Origin of the sequence: Thiothrix caldifontis (assembly GCF_900107695.1) — a bacterium.
Taxonomy (GTDB): Bacteria; Pseudomonadota; Gammaproteobacteria; order Thiotrichales; family Thiotrichaceae; genus Thiothrix; species Thiothrix caldifontis.
Map to the genome: position 1 here is coordinate 191,349 of NZ_FNQP01000001.1, position 16,144 is coordinate 207,492.

A 16,144-nucleotide genomic window follows, 5' to 3' on the forward strand; every position below is an offset into this window, starting at 1 on the left:
GCCGGGGTTCTGATTCCAGAGAGGAAAGACGATGGGACTGAGTTATACCGAAAAGAAACGGATCCGCAAAGACTTTGGGAAACGGCCGCAGATACTGGAAGTGCCTGACCTGCTTACCATTCAGTTAGACTCCTATCGACACTTCCTGCAACTGGAGAAACCAGTCGTAGAGCGCCGAGATGTTGGTTTGCACGCAGCTTTTTCTTCGGTGTTCCCGATTATCAGCTACAACAATTATGTTGCGCTGGAATATGCAGATTATCGTTTGGCTGAGCCTGTGTTTGATGTGCAGGAATGCCAGTTGCGTGGGTTGACGTTTGCTACGTCCTTGCGCGTAAAATTGCGTCTGGTTATCTATGATAAGGACGCGCCTGCGGATGCCAAAGTGGTTAAGGCCATTAAAGAGCAGGACGTTTATCTCGGCGAATTGCCGCTGATGACGGATAAAGGCACATTTATTATTAACGGTACTGAGCGTGTTATCGTTTCTCAGTTGCACCGTTCACCCGGCGTGTTCTTTGAGCATGACAAGGGCAAATCTAATTCTGCTGGTAAGTTGCTGCACAGTGCACGTGTCATTCCTTACCGTGGTTCGTGGTTAGACTTCGAGTTTGATCCTAAAGATTCTATCTTTGTGCGTATTGACCGTCGTCGCAAATTGCCAGCGACGATCTTGTTGCGTGCACTGGGTATGCAGAACGAAGGCATTTTAGATGTCTTCTTCGATAAAACAGCCGTGCATTTGAGCGACAGTACTGTGGAAATGGAGTTGGTGCCAGAACGTTTGCGTGGTGAGTTAGCTTCATTCGACATTATGTTGGATGGGCAGGTGTTGGTTGAGACAGGGCGTCGCATTACTGCTAAGCATATTCGTCAGTTGGAAAAGTCTGGGATGAATAAGCTGGTTGTACCCAATGAGTACATGAACGGTAAAATTCTGGCACATGATATAGTTGATTCATTGACAGGCGAGTTGTTGGCATCAGCCAATGATGAAATCACCGATGTTGTGCTGGAAAAACTGCGTGATAATGATATTAAGTCATTCAATATTTTATACACCAATGAGCTAGACCGTGGCCCGTTTATCTCGAATACCCTGAAAATTGACCCCAGTACTAGTCAGTTGGAAGCGCAAATTGAAATTTATCGCATGATGCGTCCAGGCGAGCCACCAACAAAAGAAGCGGCAGAAAACTTATTCAACAATCTATTCTTTGTAGATGACCGTTATGACTTGTCTGCAGTTGGGCGGATGAAGTTCAACCGTCGTTTAGGGCGCGAAGAAGCGACCGGTTCCGGCGTATTGGATCAGAACGACATTCTGGACGTACTGAAAAAGCTGATTGACATCCGTGATGGGCGCGATGATGTGGATGACATTGACCACCTCGGCAACCGTCGTGTGCGCAGCGTGGGCGAGATGGCTGAAAATGCTTTCCGCGTTGGTTTGGTGCGTGTTGAACGGGCAGTGAAAGAGCGTTTGACGATGGCGGAAAGCGAAGGCTTGATGCCCCAAGAGCTGGTGAATTCCAAACCAGTCTCGGCAGCGATTAAAGAGTTCTTCGGCTCTAGCCAGTTGTCTCAGTTTATGGACCAAAACAACCCGCTGTCGGAAGTGACTCACAAGCGCCGTATTTCGGCATTAGGGCCGGGTGGTTTGACCCGTGAACGTGCCGGTTTTGAGGTGCGTGACGTACACCCAACCCATTACGGTCGGGTGTGCCCAATCGAAACGCCGGAAGGCCCGAACATCGGTTTGATCAATTCCTTGGCGGTGTATGCGCGTACCAATGATTACGGTTTCTTAGAAACACCGTATCGCAAGGTTATTGATAGCAAGCCGACCATGCAGATTGACTATTTGTCCGCGATTGAAGAATCCAACTACGTGATCGCTCAGGCGAGCGCGGAACTGGATGATGAGGGCCGTTTGTCAGATGAGTTCGTTTCTTGCCGTCACCGTAATGAATTTACCTTGAAGCAAGCCAGCGAAGTGCAGTACATGGACGTATCGCCGAAACAGATCGTCTCGGTTGCTGCCTCTTTGATTCCCTTCTTGGAACACGATGACGCGAACCGCGCCTTGATGGGTTCTAACATGCAACGTCAGGCCGTGCCTTGCTTACGTGCTGATAAGCCATTGTCAGGTACAGGGATGGAGCGTGCAGTTGCACAGGATTCCGGTTCGGCAGTCACAGCGCGTCGGGGTGGTTTGATTGACTCGGTGGATGCTGGGCGTATTGTTGTGCGTGTGAATGACGATGAAGCTGACGAAGTTCGCGGCGGTGTCGATATTTACAGCTTAATCAAGTACACCCGTTCCAACCAAAACACGTGCATTAACCAGCGTCCGATTGTCAAAGTTGGTGATGTGGTGGCGCGTGGTGACGTGTTGGCGGATGGCTCTTCTACGGATTTGGGTGAATTGGCTCTGGGTCAGAACATGTTCATCGCGTTCATGCCTTGGAACGGTTACAACTACGAAGACTCCATTTTGCTGTCTGAGCGTGTGGTGGATGAAGACCGTTATACGTCCATCCATATCGAAGAAATGTCGTGTTTGGCACGTGATACCAAGTTAGGGCCGGAAGAAATCACAGCGGATATCCCGAACGTGAGTGAAAGCTTGCTGGCGAAGTTGGACGAGTGCGGCATTATTCACGTCGGTGCGGAAGTAAAACCGGGCGATATTCTGGTTGGTAAGGTTACACCGAAGGGCGAAAGCCAGTTGACCCCGGAAGAAAAATTGCTACGGGCGATCTTCGGTGAAAAAGCCTCTGACGTAAAAGATACGTCCTTGCGCGTACCAACGGGTATGGCGGGCACGGTTATCGACGTGCGCGTGTTTACCCGTGATGGTGTAGAGCGTGATGCACGTGCTTTGGCGATTCAGGAAGAAGATCTGAAGAAAGTCCGTAAAGACTTGCGTGACGAACTGCGTATTTACGAAGCCGATATTTTCGACCGTTTTGCAAAACTGGTGATTGGTAAAGAAGCCTTGGGCGGCCCTAACCGTCTGACATCTGGCACGGTCATCACCGAGTCTTATCTGGATAATCTGGAGAAAAAGGATTGGTTCGCTATCCGTATGCAGGACGAGGAGGTGAATACCCAACTCGAATCGCTGTCTCACCAGATCGACGAGAAGAAAAAGCACTATGAAACGCGATTGCACAAGCAGCGTGATAAGCTCATGGCAGGCGATGATCTCGCACCAGGTGTGCTGAAAATGGTCAAGGTATACATCGCGGTGAAACGCCGGATGCAGCCGGGTGACAAAATGGCGGGGCGTCACGGTAACAAGGGTGTAGTTTCGCGCATTGTTCCGGTTGAAGACATGCCATACTTGGCTAATGGTCAGACTGTTGACATCGTATTGAACCCGTTGGGCGTTCCGTCGCGTATGAACGTTGGTCAGGTTCTAGAAACGCATCTGGGGTGGGCAGCAAAAGGTCTGGGTGAAAAGATTGCACGCATGATCGACACCAAAGCGAAGGTCGATGAATTACGTCAATTCATCAGCGAAGTTTACGCTACGGGCGGTAATCCGAACCAAGATGAAGTTATTGCTGAATTGAGTGATGATGAGGTTGTGACATTGGCGAACAATCTGCGTAAAGGTGTGCCAATGGCAACACAAGTCTTTGATGGTGCTGATGAGGCGGAAATCAAGGCTATGTTGCGTTTGGCTGATTTGCCAGAAAGTGGTCAAACCCAATTGTGTGATGGTCGGACAGGCGATATGTTTGAGCGAAAAGTGACCGTTGGTTACATGCATATGCTTAAACTGAACCACTTGGTCGATGATAAGATGCACGCACGTTCTACAGGCCCTTATAGCCTTGTTACCCAACAGCCTTTGGGTGGTAAGGCACAGTTCGGTGGTCAGCGTTTCGGTGAGATGGAGGTTTGGGCACTGGAAGCTTACGGTGCCGCTTACACCTTGCAAGAAATGCTCACAGTCAAGTCGGATGACGTGAACGGTCGTAACAAAATGTACAAGAACATTGTGGACGGCGACCATTTTATGGAAGCCAGTATGCCTGAGTCCTTCAATGTACTGATGAAGGAAATCCGCTCACTGGGGCTGAATATCGAACTGGAACGGGATTAACACAGGATTTTGGTGATGAAAGATTTATTGAATTTCCACAAGAAAGAGCAGGAAACCCAAGACTTTGATGCTATCAAGGTTGGTTTGGCCTCGCCTGAGATTATCCGTTCATGGTCTTTTGGCGAAGTCAAGAAGCCCGAAACCATCAATTACCGTACTTTCAAACCGGAGCGTGATGGCCTGTTCTGTGCCAAAATTTTTGGCCCTGTCAAGGACTACGAATGCTTGTGTGGTAAATATAAGCGTTTGAAGCACCGTGGTGTGGTGTGTGAAAAGTGTGGCGTCGAAGTGACGCAAACCAAAGTACGCCGTGACCGCATGGGGCATATCGATTTGGCTAGCCCTGTCGCACACATCTGGTTTTTAAAGTCGCTGCCGTCCCGTATTGGTTTATTGTTGGATATGACGTTGCGTGATATTGAGCGCATCCTTTATTTCGAGACCTTTGTGGTGACTGAGCCGGGCATGACAACGCTGGAGCGTGGTCAGTTGCTGAGTGATGAGGCGTACTTAGAAGCAGTGGAAGAGTTCGGTGACGAATTTGAAGCCAGTATGGGGGCAGAAGCAGTGTTGGAACTGCTGAAAACTACTGATCTCAAAGAAGAAGTTGCGCGGATGCGTGAAGAAATCGCTGAGACAGGTTCTGAAACCAAACTGAAGCGCTTGGGTAAGCGTCTGAAATTGATGGAGTCATTCATCAATTCTGGTAATAAACCTGAGTGGATGATTATGACGGTACTGCCCGTATTGCCGCCTGATTTGCGTCCATTAGTACCGTTGGATGGTGGCCGTTTCGCCACATCCGACTTGAATGACCTCTATCGCCGTGTCATCAACCGTAACAACCGTTTAAAGCGTTTGTTGGAGCTGAATGCCCCGGATATTATCGTGCGCAATGAAAAGCGTATGTTGCAGGAGTCTGTGGATGCACTGCTGGATAACGGTCGGCGTGGTCGCGCGATTACGGGTTCTAACAAGCGTCCACTGAAATCCTTGTCCGACATGATTAAGGGTAAGCAAGGGCGCTTCCGTCAGAACTTGTTGGGTAAACGTGTCGACTACTCCGGTCGTTCAGTTATCGTGGTCGGCCCTGCGCTACGTTTGCACCAGTGTGGGTTGCCCAAGAAAATGGCACTTGAACTCTTCAAACCGTTCATTTTTGGTAAGCTGCAACGCCGTGGCTTAGCGACCACCATCAAGGCGGCGAAGAAATTGGTAGAGCGAGAAACGGCTGAAGTATGGGACATCCTTGCGGAAGTCATCCGTGAACACCCGGTCATGCTCAACCGCGCACCAACTTTGCACCGTTTGGGGATTCAAGCATTTGAGCCGACCCTGATCGAAGGTAAGGCGATTCAATTGCATCCACTGGTGTGCTCAGCGTTCAACGCGGACTTCGACGGTGACCAAATGGCGGTGCACGTACCGTTATCACTGGAAGCGCAGTTGGAAGCGCGAACTCTGATGATGGCGACCAATAACGTCCTGTCACCTGCGAACGGCGAGCCAATCATTGTACCGTCACAAGACATCGTGTTGGGTTTGTATTATATGACCCGTGACGCGATCAATGCGAAAGGCGAGGGCATGATCTTCGCTGATCCGCAAGAAGTGCAGCGTGCTTACGATACAGGTAATGTGTCATTACACGCTAAAGTCAAAGTGCGTATTACGGATAGCATTAAGGATGAAGATGGTGAGTTCATCAAACGCATTCGAGTGTTGGATACCACCGTTGGTCGTGCCTTGTTGACTACGATTATGCCAGAAGGTTTGCCTTTCGAACTATTTAATACGGTTTTGAAGAAGAAGGCGATTTCTAAGCTGATCAATGAAGCGTACCGTCGTGTTGGTTTGAAAGCAGCCGTCGTGTTTGCGGATCAACTGATGTACACGGGCTACCGTTATGCGACCCGTGCGGGTGTGTCGTTCTGTGCAGATGACATGATGATCCCAGAGAAGAAAGCTGGTTTGTTGGCTGAAGCCGAAGAAGCTGTTTTGGAGATCCAAAAGCAATTCTCCAGCGGTTTAGTTACTCAAGGTGAACGCTACAACAAGGTCGTTGACATTTGGGCAAGCACTAATGAAAAAGTTGCGAAAGCGATGATGGAAAAGATTGGTAAGCAAGAAGTTATTGATGCCGAAGGCAATCTGGTTTACCAAGAATCTTTTAACTCTATCTACATGATGGCGGATTCTGGGGCGCGGGGTTCTGCTGCACAGATTCGTCAGTTAGCAGGGATGCGGGGTTTGATGGCAAAGCCAGATGGTTCAATCATCGAAACACCGATTACGTCTAACTTCCGTGAAGGCTTGAACGTTCTCCAATATTTTATCTCGACGCACGGTGCGCGGAAAGGTTTGGCGGATACCGCCCTAAAAACGGCGAACTCTGGTTACTTGACTCGCCGTTTGGTTGATGTGGCGCAAGACATGGTGGTTACGATTGATGATTGCGGCACAACGCAAGGCATCAAAATGCGCCCGATCATCGAAGGTGGTGATGTGGTAGAGGCGCTAGCCGAACGCGTATTGGGTCGTGTGGTGGCACAAGACGTTACTCGTGGCGATGAAGTGCTTATTCCAGCGGGTACGTTCTTGGACGAGGCATGGGTCAAGCAAATTGACGCATTGGCTGTTGACGAAATCGTGGTACGTTCTGCGATTACGTGCGAAACCCGTTACGGTGTATGTGCTAAGTGTTACGGGCGTGACCTTGCGCGTGGACATATTGTTAATAAGGGTGAAGCTGTCGGTGTTATCGCGGCGCAATCTATCGGTGAGCCGGGTACTCAGTTGACGATGCGTACCTTCCATATCGGTGGTGCAGCAAGCCGATCTGCGGCTGAAAGCAGTATTTCGGTTAAATCCAGTGGTCAAGTTCACTTGCTTAATGTAAAAACCGTGCGCAACAAAGATGGTAAGCTAGTCGTTGTTTCTCGTTCTGGTGAGCTGGGTGTGGTCGATACAACCGGGCGTGATAAGGAACGCTATAAACTGACTTACGGTGCAATTCTTTCGGTGGAGCAGTACGGTGAAGTCCAAGCAGGCCAAGAAGTAGCGACGTGGGATCCACATACACATCCGATTATTTCCGAGGTGGCAGGTCAGGTCAGCTTCAGTGATTTTATTGACAACGTAACAGTGCAAACGAAGGTGGATGAAATCACCGGCTTGTCTTCCATTGAGGTTATGGATCCTAAGAACCGCCCAGCAGCAGGTCGTGAGCTACGCCCAACAGTACGTTTGCTGGATGAGCGCGGCGATAGCGTGTTCTTTGAGGGTACTAAAATTCCGGTTCAGTATCCATTGCCTGCTGGCGCTATCGTTAGCTCGACGAATGGTGCAACTGTGCAAGTCGGTGAGGTTGTGGCACGTCTGCCACAGGCATCCTCTAAAACGCGTGACATTACGGGTGGTTTGCCACGGGTTGCTGACTTGTTTGAAGCGCGTAAGCCGAAAGATGGCGCGATTCTGGCGGAAAAAACTGGGACAATCTCCTTTGGTAAGGAAACTAAGGGTAAGCAGCGCGTGATTATCACTGGTGAGGATGGCGAGCATTACGAAGAGCTGATTCCTAAGTGGCGTAATTTGGATGTGTTTGAGGGGGAGAAGCTCAATCGTGGTGAGGTGATTGCAGATGGTGAGCCGAATCCGCACGACATTCTGCGCTTGCTGGGTGCGACTGCTCTAGCAGAGTACCAAGCCAAAGAAATCCAGGATGTTTACCGCTTGCAAGGGGTAAAAATCAACGATAAACACATCGAGGTCATTGTGCGTCAGATGATGCGTAAAGTTGAGGTCATTGACCCAGGTGATAGCAAGTTCCTGCGTGGTGAGCAAACGGATTACTGGCGTGTGGTGGAAGAGAATAAGCGCCTTGATAAAGAAGGTAAGCTTAAGATCGTTTACGAGCGTTTGCTGATGGGTATTACCAAGGCATCCTTGGTAACGGATTCCTTTGTGTCTGCTGCGTCCTTCCAAGAGACTACGCGCGTTCTGACAGAGGCTGCGGTACGTGGTGCACGCGATGAACTGCGTGGTTTGAAAGAAAACGTTATCGTCGGACGTTTGATTCCGGCAGGTACTGGGTTGGCTTACCATGACGACCGTCGTAGCCAGCGTAATGAGTTTGCTTATGAGCGTCCAGCACAGACTGAAACCATCAGCTTTGGTGAGCCGTTAGACATAGATTCTGATTGAATAAGCAATCAGGTTTTCGATTTAAGTGACTGATCGGGAAAACTTCCTTGACAGAAGCCTTTCTGATCCCTAAAATCTGGCGTCCTCAAACAGACCGATTTTCGGTCTGTTGCTTTTATGGGGACAAGGCAAGCCAGGCAAGTTCCCCGTGATTCCAGGAGACAATTTCAGGATATGGCAACAGTAAACCAATTGGTGCGTAAGCCGCGCCAAAGCAAAGTAGAGAAAAGCAAGGTGCCAGCGCTAGAGGCTTGTCCGCAGCGTCGTGGTGTTTGCACCCGTGTTTATACAACCACGCCTAAGAAGCCGAACTCCGCTATGCGTAAGGTTGCTCGTGTGCGTCTGACCAATGGTTTTGAAGTCACCAGTTATATCGGTGGTGAAGGCCATAATCTTCAAGAGCACTCGGTTGTGCTGATTCGCGGCGGTCGTGTAAAAGACCTTCCGGGTGTCCGTTACCACACGGTTCGTGGTAGTCTGGATACACAAGGTGTTAAAAACCGTAAGCAGGCACGTTCCAAGTACGGTACGAAGCGTCCTAAAAAGTAATTCACTGGTGATATGAATCATGCCTAGAAGAAGAGAAGTCCCCAAGCGCATCGTGCTGCCCGATCCTAAGTTCGGAAGCCAATTGCTGACTAAGTTCATGAATGCCATTATGCAAGATGGTAAAAAGTCTGCCGCTGAAAAAATTATTTACGGCGCGTTGACTGAAATTGCTGGAAAAAAAGGCGGCGACGGTATTGAAGTGCTGGAATACGCACTGGATAACGTTCGCCCTGCGGTAGAAGTTAAATCCCGTCGTGTCGGTGGTGCAACTTATCAAGTGCCGGTTGAAGTGCGTCCATCACGTCAAAATGCGTTGGCTATGCGTTGGTTGATTGATGCGGCTCGCAAGCGTGGTGAGAAATCCATGGCGCGTAAGCTCGCAGGTGAATTGATGGATGCCTCTGAAAAGCGTGGTACGGCTGTGAAGAAGCGTGAAGACGTGCATCGTATGGCAGAAGCCAACAAAGCCTTCGCCCACTTCCGCTGGTAATGATAAGAGTGACCATCAGTGGCACGTAGTACTCCAATTGAGCAGTATCGTAATATTGGCATTATGGCGCACATTGATGCGGGTAAGACCACTGCTACCGAGCGTATTCTGTTTTATACAGGTGTGTCTCATAAAATTGGGGAGGTTCATGATGGCGCTGCGACCATGGACTGGATGGAGCAGGAGCGTGAGCGTGGTATTACGATTACCTCCGCTGCTACCACTTGTTTTTGGTCGGGAATGGATAAGCAGTTTCCGTTGCATCGCATCAATATTATCGATACGCCAGGGCACGTTGACTTCACGATTGAAGTAGAGCGTTCATTGCGAGTGTTGGATGGGGCGATGTTTGTGCTGTGCGCCGTCGGTGGGGTGCAGCCACAGTCGGAAACGGTATGGCGGCAGGCGAATAAGTATCATGTGCCACGCATGGCTTTCGTCAATAAAATGGATCGTTCCGGAGCAAACTTCCTGCGAGTTTACGAGCAGTTGAAGGCTAAGCTGGGGGCTAATCCCGTGCCGTTGCAATTGCCTGTTGGGGCAGAAGAAAATTTTGTGGGTGTCGTTGACTTGATTCGCATGAAAGCCATTATGTGGAATGATGCTGACAAGGGAGTTACCTACGAAGCTGTTGATATTCCATCTGGTATGGTGGCTGCTTGTCAGGAGTGGCGCGAGAAGATGGTGGAGGCTGCGGCTGAAGCTGATGATGTTTTGATGGGCAAATACCTTGAAGAAGGTGATTTGTCTGCGGAAGAGATTATTAATGGATTGCGTAAGCGTACCATTAATCTTGAAATTGTCCCAATGACCTGTGGTTCGGCCTTCAAGAATAAGGGTGTGCAAGCAGCTCTTGATAAGATTGTTGAGTTGATGCCATCACCATTGGATGTGCCTGCGATTAAGGGGCATTTGGATGATAAGGCGGAAACTGAGGCTGAACGTCATGCGAGTGATGATGAGCCGTTTGCTGCATTGGCTTTTAAGATTGCAACCGACCCTTTTGTGGGTACGTTGACGTTTTTCCGGGTGTATTCTGGTGTGTTGACATCACAAAGTGCTGTTTACAATCCCGTAAAGGGTAAACGCGAGCGTATTGGACGTTTGGTGCAAATGCACTCCAATGCGCGTGAGGATATTGATGAAGTACGCGCCGGTGATATTGCGGCTGCCGTCGGTCTGAAGGACGTGACAACGGGCGATACGCTGTGCGATATGAATCGTGTCATTACTTTGGAAAAAATGGATTTTCCTGAGCCAGTGATTGCGGTAGCCGTTGAGCCAAAATCTAAAGCTGATCAAGAACGTATGGGTATTGCGCTGAGTAAATTGGCGCAAGAAGATCCTTCTTTTCGTGTGCGTACTGACGAAGAGACTGGGCAAACCATTATCGCTGGCATGGGCGAGTTGCACTTGGAAATCATCGTAGACCGGATGCTGCGTGAGTTCAAGGTCAATTGCAATGTGGGTGCACCACAAGTGGCTTACCGCGAAACCATCCGCAAAACGGTCGAGGTTGAAGGTAAATTTGTGCGTCAGTCTGGTGGGCGTGGGCAATATGGTCACGTTTGGCTTCGCCTTGAGCCACTCGGCGAAGCAGAAGGCTATAAATTTGAAAATGCCTTAGTGGGTGGTGTTGTACCGAAAGAATTCGTGCCAGCCGTCGACAAGGGCGTGCAAGAACAAATGGGTAACGGCGTATTGGTCGGATTCCCGCTGGTCGATATGAAAGTCACCATTTTTGATGGTTCTTATCATGATGTCGATTCCAGCGAAATGGCATTCAAAATTGCAGGCTCTATAGCTCTCCGTCAGGGCGTTATGGATGCTGCACCGGTTTTGCTTGAGCCAATCATGAAAGTTGAAGTGACTACGCCTGAAGAGTATATGGGCGATGTTATCGGTGATTTGAACCGGCGTCGTGGTGTCATCCAAGGCATGGATGAGGAAAGCGGCAGTTTGGTGGTACGGGCAGAGGTGCCTTTGGGTGAGATGTTTGGTTACGCGACTGATGTGCGGTCTGCAACTCAAGGGCGTGCTTCTTACAGTATGGAATTTGTACGTTATTCAGAAGCGCCTGCGGCTATTACTCAGGCGGTGATAAAGAAAGTGAAGGGTGAGTAACAATGGCAAAGAGTAAATTTGAGCGAACTAAGCCTCACGTAAACGTCGGCACAATTGGTCACGTTGACCACGGCAAAACTACGCTGACAGCGGCGTTGACAGTTGTGCAGGCCAAAAAATATGGCGGTGAGTCAAAGGCTTATGATCAAATCGATGCCGCTCCTGAAGAAAAAGCACGTGGTATCACCATCTCTACTGCGCACGTAGAGTATGAATCTGAAACCCGTCACTACGCACACGTAGACTGCCCAGGTCATGCTGACTATGTTAAGAACATGATCACTGGTGCGGCGCAGATGGATGGCGCAATTCTGGTTTGTTCTGCTGCTGATGGCCCAATGCCGCAAACACGTGAGCACATCCTGTTGTCCCGCCAAGTAGGTGTTCCATACGTCGTTGTTTACATGAATAAGTGTGACTTGGTTGACGACGAAGAGTTGTTGGAGCTGGTTGAAATGGAGCTGCGTGAGTTGCTGTCCAGCTACGATTTCCCTGGCGATGACACGCCAATCGTTAGGGGTTCAGCGCGTATGGCACTGGAGGGCGATGAATCTGATATCGGTGTGCCATCCATTGCCCGCTTGATTGAAGCCATTGATACTTTCATCCCGGATCCGGTTCGTGCTGTTGATGGTACCTTCTTGATGCCGGTAGAAGACGTATTCTCCATCTCTGGTCGTGGTACGGTTGTGACCGGTCGTATCGAGCGTGGCGTGATTAAGGTTGGTGAGTCTATCGAAATCGTTGGTATTCGTGCTACTCAAACCACTACGGTAACGGGCGTTGAAATGTTCCGTAAGCTGTTGGATCAAGGTATGGCGGGTGACAACGTGGGTTTGTTGCTACGTGGAACTAAGCGTGACGATGTAGAGCGTGGTCAGGTGCTATGTAAGCCTGGTTCTATCAAGCCGCATACTAAATTTGAAGCGGAAGTTTATGTCCTGTCTAAGGAGGAGGGTGGTCGTCATACGCCATTCTTCAAAGGCTATCGCCCGCAATTCTACTTCCGGACTACCGATGTAACAGGTGCTTGCGACCTGCCGGAAGGTGTGGAAATGGTCATGCCGGGTGATAATGTCAAGCTGGTTGTCAGCCTGATTAACCCAATCGCTATGGAAGACGGTCTGCGTTTCGCGATCCGTGAAGGTGGCCGTACTGTCGGCGCCGGTGTTGTTGCTAAAATTATTGAGTAATAGTTATGTCTGATCAAAGAATCCGTATTCGCCTGAAAGCATTCGATCACCGTCTGATTGACCGTTCTGCGACTGAAATCGTTGAAACGGCCAAGCGTACTGGTGCGCGTGTGAAAGGGCCAATCCCTTTGCCAACACGTGTAGAGCGTTACACCATTCTGGTTTCTCCGCATGTTGATAAAGATGCACGTGACCAGTATGAGATTCGTACTTACAAGCGTCTGATGGATATTATTGATCCGACTGACAAGACTGTTGATGCCTTGATGAAGCTGGATTTGGCTGCGGGCGTTGATGTACAAATCAAGCTTAACTGATTTGTAAAAAAAGACTTAACGGCAGAGATTTTTCTGCTATAATGCGCGGCTTTCCACGGCTCGACCTAGGTCGAGCCGAGTTTTTCTAAAAGATAGAATGAAAGTTGCTCGGTGTGAGTAATTCTTCGAAGAGGTATGCAAATGGCTATCGGTCTGCTGGGTCGCAAAGTAGGTATGACCCGGATATACGGTGAAGATGGTGGTTCAACTCCCGTCACTGTGCTTGAGATTGCGGCGAACCGTGTATCACAAGTCAAGACGGTAGAGACGGATGGTTATAGTGCCATCCAGTTGTCTACAGGTGAGAAAAAGTCTTCCCGCGTTTCCAAGTCGGAAGCTGGTCATTTTGCCAAGGCAGGCGTGCCTGCTGGCACTTGTGTTCGTGAGTCGCGCATTGATGATGTGTCAGGTTACGAACTGGGTGCTGAGCTTGCGGTAAGCATGTTTGAGGCAGGTCAAATGGTTGATGTGACTGGCGTTAGCAAAGGTAAAGGCTTTGCTGGTGTTTTGAAGCGCCATCATTTTGCCGGTCAAGACCGCACGCATGGCAACTCTTTGTCACATCGGGTTCCGGGTTCCATTGGTCAGAACCAAACGCCAGGCCGGGTATTCCCAGGCAAAAAAATGGCTGGTCATATGGGTGCTGTACAGCGTACTGCCCAGAATCTGCAAGTGGTACGTGTAGACGCTGAGCGCAATCTGTTGCTGGTTAAGGGTGCTGTTCCGGGCGCTACTAACGGTGATGTGGTTGTCAAGCTGTCGGTCAAGGCATAAAGGTGGCAGCAATGGAATTACAGATTGCAAATGGTGGCTCGGTCGCAGTAAGCGATGAGATTTTTGCACGCGAGTTTAATGAGGGTCTGGTGCATCAGGCGGTTGTTGCTTACATGGCAGCAGGTCGTGCAGGTACTAAAGCTCAGAAAACACGCTCTGATGTCAGTGGTGGCGGCGCTAAGCCATTTAAGCAAAAAGGAACTGGTCGTGCTCGTGCGGGCAGCATCCGTAGCCCACTGTGGCGTACAGGTGGCAAGTCTTTTGCAGCACGTCCCCGTGACTTTACGCAGAAGCTGAACAAGAAAATGTACCGCGCTGCAATGCGTGCCATCTTCTCTGAGCTGGTGCGTCAGGATCGCTTTGTGGTAGTAGACTCTTTCAGCATTGAAGAGCCTAAAACCAAGCTGATGCTGGCAAAGCTGAAAGAGTATGGCTCCAATGATGTGCTGCTGGTATCTGATGTAGATGATGTTAATGTGCTGCTGTCTGCCCGCAACATCCCTTACTGTGAAGTTGCTACGGTAGCTGGTTTGAATCCGGTTAGCTTGGTAGGTCATCAGAAAGTTGTGGTGACAACTGGTGCAGTAAGCAAGATTCAGGAGTGGCTGGCATGAGTATGGAACGTCTCTATCATGTTTTGGTTGCGCCGCGTGTGACAGAGAAAACTGTCCGTGCTTCTGAAAAAGCAAACCAGTACGTGTTCAAGGTTGCCAAAACTGCAACCAAACAAGAAATCAAGGATGCTGTCGAGACTTTGTTTGAAGTCAAGGTTGATCAGGTTCGTACCATCAACGTAAAAGGCAAGCAGAAGAACTTTGGGCGTCGTAGCGGTCATCGCAATGACTGGAAAAAGGCTTATGTTAGCCTGTCCGAAGGTTTCTCTCTGGATGCGGCAGCGGAATAAGGCAAGGGTGAATCATGGCAGTCGTTAAGGCAAAACCAACCTCCCCAGGGCGTCGCTTCCAGGTTAAGGTTGTCAACAAAGAACTACACAAGGGTGAGCCTTGTAAGAGTTTGTTGGAAAACAAGCGTAAGAGTGGTGGACGTAATAATACAGGCCGTATTACTACCCGTCATGTGGGTGGTGGTCATCGCCAACACTATCGTATCGTCGACTTCAAACGTCGTAAGGATGATATTCCTGCTCGTGTTGAGCGTTTGGAATATGACCCTAACCGCAGTGCCAATATTGCATTGCTGTTGTATGCTGATGGTGAGCGTCGCTATATCATTGCGCCGAAAGGGTTGAGTGCGGGTGCGGAAGTCATTTCTGGTATCCATGCGCCGATTGCTGCCGGTAACTGCCTGCCGATGCGTAATATTCCGGTTGGTAGCGTGATTCACTGCATTGAAATGAAAGTGGGTAAGGGTGCTCAGTTGGCACGTAGTGCAGGTGCTTCTGCCCAGTTGGTGGCGCGTGAAGGCGCTTATGCCACCATTCGCCTGCGGTCAGGTGAAATGCGCAAGGTTCCGGTAGACTGCCGTGCAACGGTAGGCGAAGTCGGTAACTCTGAACATGGCTTGATTAAGCTGGGTAAAGCTGGTGCAAAACGCTGGCGCGGTGTCCGTCCTACTGTCCGTGGTGTGGTCATGAACCCGGTAGACCATCCACACGGTGGTGGTGAAGGTCGTACCTCTGGTGGTCGCCACCCTGTTACTCCTTGGGGTGTTCCAACCAAGGGTTACAAGACTCGTAGCAACAAACGCACTGACAATATGATTGTCCGTCGCCGGAACAAGAAGTAAGAGGATTAAACAGTGCCACGTTCACTCAAAAAAGGTCCTTTCGTTGACCATCACCTGATGAAGAAGATCGAAACTGCTAAAGCAGCGAATGATCGTCGTCCAATCAAAACATGGTCACGCCGCTCCATGATCCTGCCAGAATTTATTGGCTTGACAGTGGCAGTGCATAACGGCAAGCAGCATGTTCCGGTGCTGGTTAATGAAAATATGGTAGGCCATAAGTTGGGTGAGTTTGCACTGACCCGTTCTTACCGTGGTCACGTTGCCGACAAGAAGTCGAAGTAAGAGGTAGAAATGGAAGTTGCAGCACATTTGCGCTTTGCGCGTATTTCACCTCAGAAGTGCCGACTGGTCGCTGATCAGATTCGTGGACTGCCGGTGGACAAAGCGCTGAATATTCTGGCATTTAGCCCGAAAAAAGGTGCCTCAATGCTGAAGAAGGTTCTGGAATCCGCGATTGCCAACGCTGAACACAATGACGGTGCCGATGTGGACGAATTGTGCATTAAGCGCGTATTCGTTGATCAAGGTCCAACCATGAAGCGTATCATGCCGCGTGCTAAAGGTCGTGCTAACCGCATCCTGAAGCGCACCAGTCACATTACCGTCGCTGTAGGCGAGAAGTAAGGTT

At 49.7% G+C, this 16,144-nt stretch carries 13 protein-coding genes; all 13 read left to right on the forward strand.

Annotated elements, in window-relative coordinates:
• The first annotated feature begins 31 nt into the window (after positions 1–31).
• The 13 genes from rpoB to rplV all read left to right on the forward strand — a co-directional run bounded on the left by rpoB (position 32) and on the right by rplV (position 16,140).
• Complete coding sequence (rpoB, locus tag BLV87_RS00930) at positions 32–4,117, forward strand: DNA-directed RNA polymerase subunit beta (protein WP_093064448.1); 4,086 nt, start codon at positions 32–34, stop codon at positions 4,115–4,117.
• Positions 4,118–4,132: 15 nt separating this feature from the next.
• Positions 4,133–8,320 carry a DNA-directed RNA polymerase subunit beta' gene (rpoC, locus tag BLV87_RS00935; protein WP_093064450.1) on the forward strand — a complete coding sequence of 1,396 codons (4,188 nt, stop codon included), beginning with the start codon at positions 4,133–4,135 and terminating at the stop codon, positions 8,318–8,320.
• Between the two features lie 174 nt (positions 8,321–8,494).
• The gene (gene rpsL, locus BLV87_RS00940; RefSeq protein WP_028489190.1) at positions 8,495–8,869 is read left to right on the forward strand and encodes a 30S ribosomal protein S12; all 375 of its coding nucleotides are present in this window, start codon (positions 8,495–8,497) and stop codon (positions 8,867–8,869) included.
• 19 nt (positions 8,870–8,888) lie between these two features.
• Entirely contained in the window at positions 8,889–9,359 is a 471-nt protein-coding gene (gene rpsG, locus BLV87_RS00945; RefSeq protein ID WP_093064453.1) for a 30S ribosomal protein S7, read from the forward strand.
• 18 nt (positions 9,360–9,377) lie between these two features.
• Complete coding sequence (gene fusA / locus BLV87_RS00950) at positions 9,378–11,483, forward strand: elongation factor G (RefSeq protein WP_093064455.1); 2,106 nt, start codon at positions 9,378–9,380, stop codon at positions 11,481–11,483.
• Between the two features lie 2 nt (positions 11,484–11,485).
• A complete protein-coding gene (tuf, locus tag BLV87_RS00955) occupies positions 11,486–12,676 on the forward strand; it encodes an elongation factor Tu (RefSeq protein ID WP_093064457.1) in 1,191 nt (396 codons plus the stop codon).
• Positions 12,677–12,681: 5 nt separating this feature from the next.
• Positions 12,682–12,993 carry a 30S ribosomal protein S10 gene (gene rpsJ, locus BLV87_RS00960; RefSeq protein WP_093064459.1) on the forward strand — a complete coding sequence of 104 codons (312 nt, stop codon included), beginning with the start codon at positions 12,682–12,684 and terminating at the stop codon, positions 12,991–12,993.
• A gap of 141 nt (positions 12,994–13,134) precedes the next feature.
• Positions 13,135–13,767 (forward strand): 50S ribosomal protein L3, encoded by a 633-nt coding sequence (rplC, locus tag BLV87_RS00965; RefSeq protein WP_093064658.1) that lies wholly within the window; start codon positions 13,135–13,137, stop codon positions 13,765–13,767.
• A gap of 11 nt (positions 13,768–13,778) precedes the next feature.
• Complete coding sequence (gene rplD, locus BLV87_RS00970; RefSeq protein ID WP_093064461.1) at positions 13,779–14,381, forward strand: 50S ribosomal protein L4; 603 nt, start codon at positions 13,779–13,781, stop codon at positions 14,379–14,381.
• Positions 14,378–14,671, forward strand: coding sequence for a 50S ribosomal protein L23 (rplW, locus tag BLV87_RS00975; RefSeq protein WP_093064463.1), 294 nt, complete (start codon positions 14,378–14,380; stop codon positions 14,669–14,671). The genes rplD and rplW overlap by 4 nt, the downstream gene beginning before the upstream one ends.
• Before the next feature lie 14 nt (positions 14,672–14,685).
• Positions 14,686–15,513 carry a 50S ribosomal protein L2 gene (gene rplB / locus BLV87_RS00980; RefSeq protein WP_093064465.1) on the forward strand — a complete coding sequence of 276 codons (828 nt, stop codon included), beginning with the start codon at positions 14,686–14,688 and terminating at the stop codon, positions 15,511–15,513.
• A gap of 12 nt (positions 15,514–15,525) precedes the next feature.
• A complete protein-coding gene (gene rpsS, locus BLV87_RS00985; protein ID WP_028489199.1) occupies positions 15,526–15,798 on the forward strand; it encodes a 30S ribosomal protein S19 in 273 nt (90 codons plus the stop codon).
• Between the two features lie 9 nt (positions 15,799–15,807).
• Positions 15,808–16,140 (forward strand): 50S ribosomal protein L22, encoded by a 333-nt coding sequence (rplV, locus tag BLV87_RS00990; RefSeq protein WP_093064467.1) that lies wholly within the window; start codon positions 15,808–15,810, stop codon positions 16,138–16,140.
• Positions 16,141–16,144 lie beyond the last annotated feature (4 nt).

What these genes read in the sequence shown, in the direction of transcription:
- rpoB (WP_093064448.1), top strand. Translation starts at nt 32, where the DNA reads ATGGGACTGAGTTATACCGAAAAGAAACGGATCCGCAAAGACTTTGGG.
- rpoC (WP_093064450.1), top strand. Translation starts at nt 4,133, where the DNA reads ATGAAAGATTTATTGAATTTCCACAAGAAAGAGCAGGAAACCCAAGAC.
- rpsL (WP_028489190.1), top strand. Translation starts at nt 8,495, where the DNA reads ATGGCAACAGTAAACCAATTGGTGCGTAAGCCGCGCCAAAGCAAAGTA.
- rpsG (WP_093064453.1), top strand. Translation starts at nt 8,889, where the DNA reads ATGCCTAGAAGAAGAGAAGTCCCCAAGCGCATCGTGCTGCCCGATCCT.
- tuf (WP_093064457.1), top strand. Translation starts at nt 11,486, where the DNA reads ATGGCAAAGAGTAAATTTGAGCGAACTAAGCCTCACGTAAACGTCGGC.
- rpsJ (WP_093064459.1), top strand. Translation starts at nt 12,682, where the DNA reads ATGTCTGATCAAAGAATCCGTATTCGCCTGAAAGCATTCGATCACCGT.
- rplC (WP_093064658.1), top strand. Translation starts at nt 13,135, where the DNA reads ATGGCTATCGGTCTGCTGGGTCGCAAAGTAGGTATGACCCGGATATAC.
- rplD (WP_093064461.1), top strand. Translation starts at nt 13,779, where the DNA reads ATGGAATTACAGATTGCAAATGGTGGCTCGGTCGCAGTAAGCGATGAG.
- rplW (WP_093064463.1), top strand. Translation starts at nt 14,378, where the DNA reads ATGAGTATGGAACGTCTCTATCATGTTTTGGTTGCGCCGCGTGTGACA.
- rplB (WP_093064465.1), top strand. Translation starts at nt 14,686, where the DNA reads ATGGCAGTCGTTAAGGCAAAACCAACCTCCCCAGGGCGTCGCTTCCAG.
- rplV (WP_093064467.1), top strand. Translation starts at nt 15,808, where the DNA reads ATGGAAGTTGCAGCACATTTGCGCTTTGCGCGTATTTCACCTCAGAAG.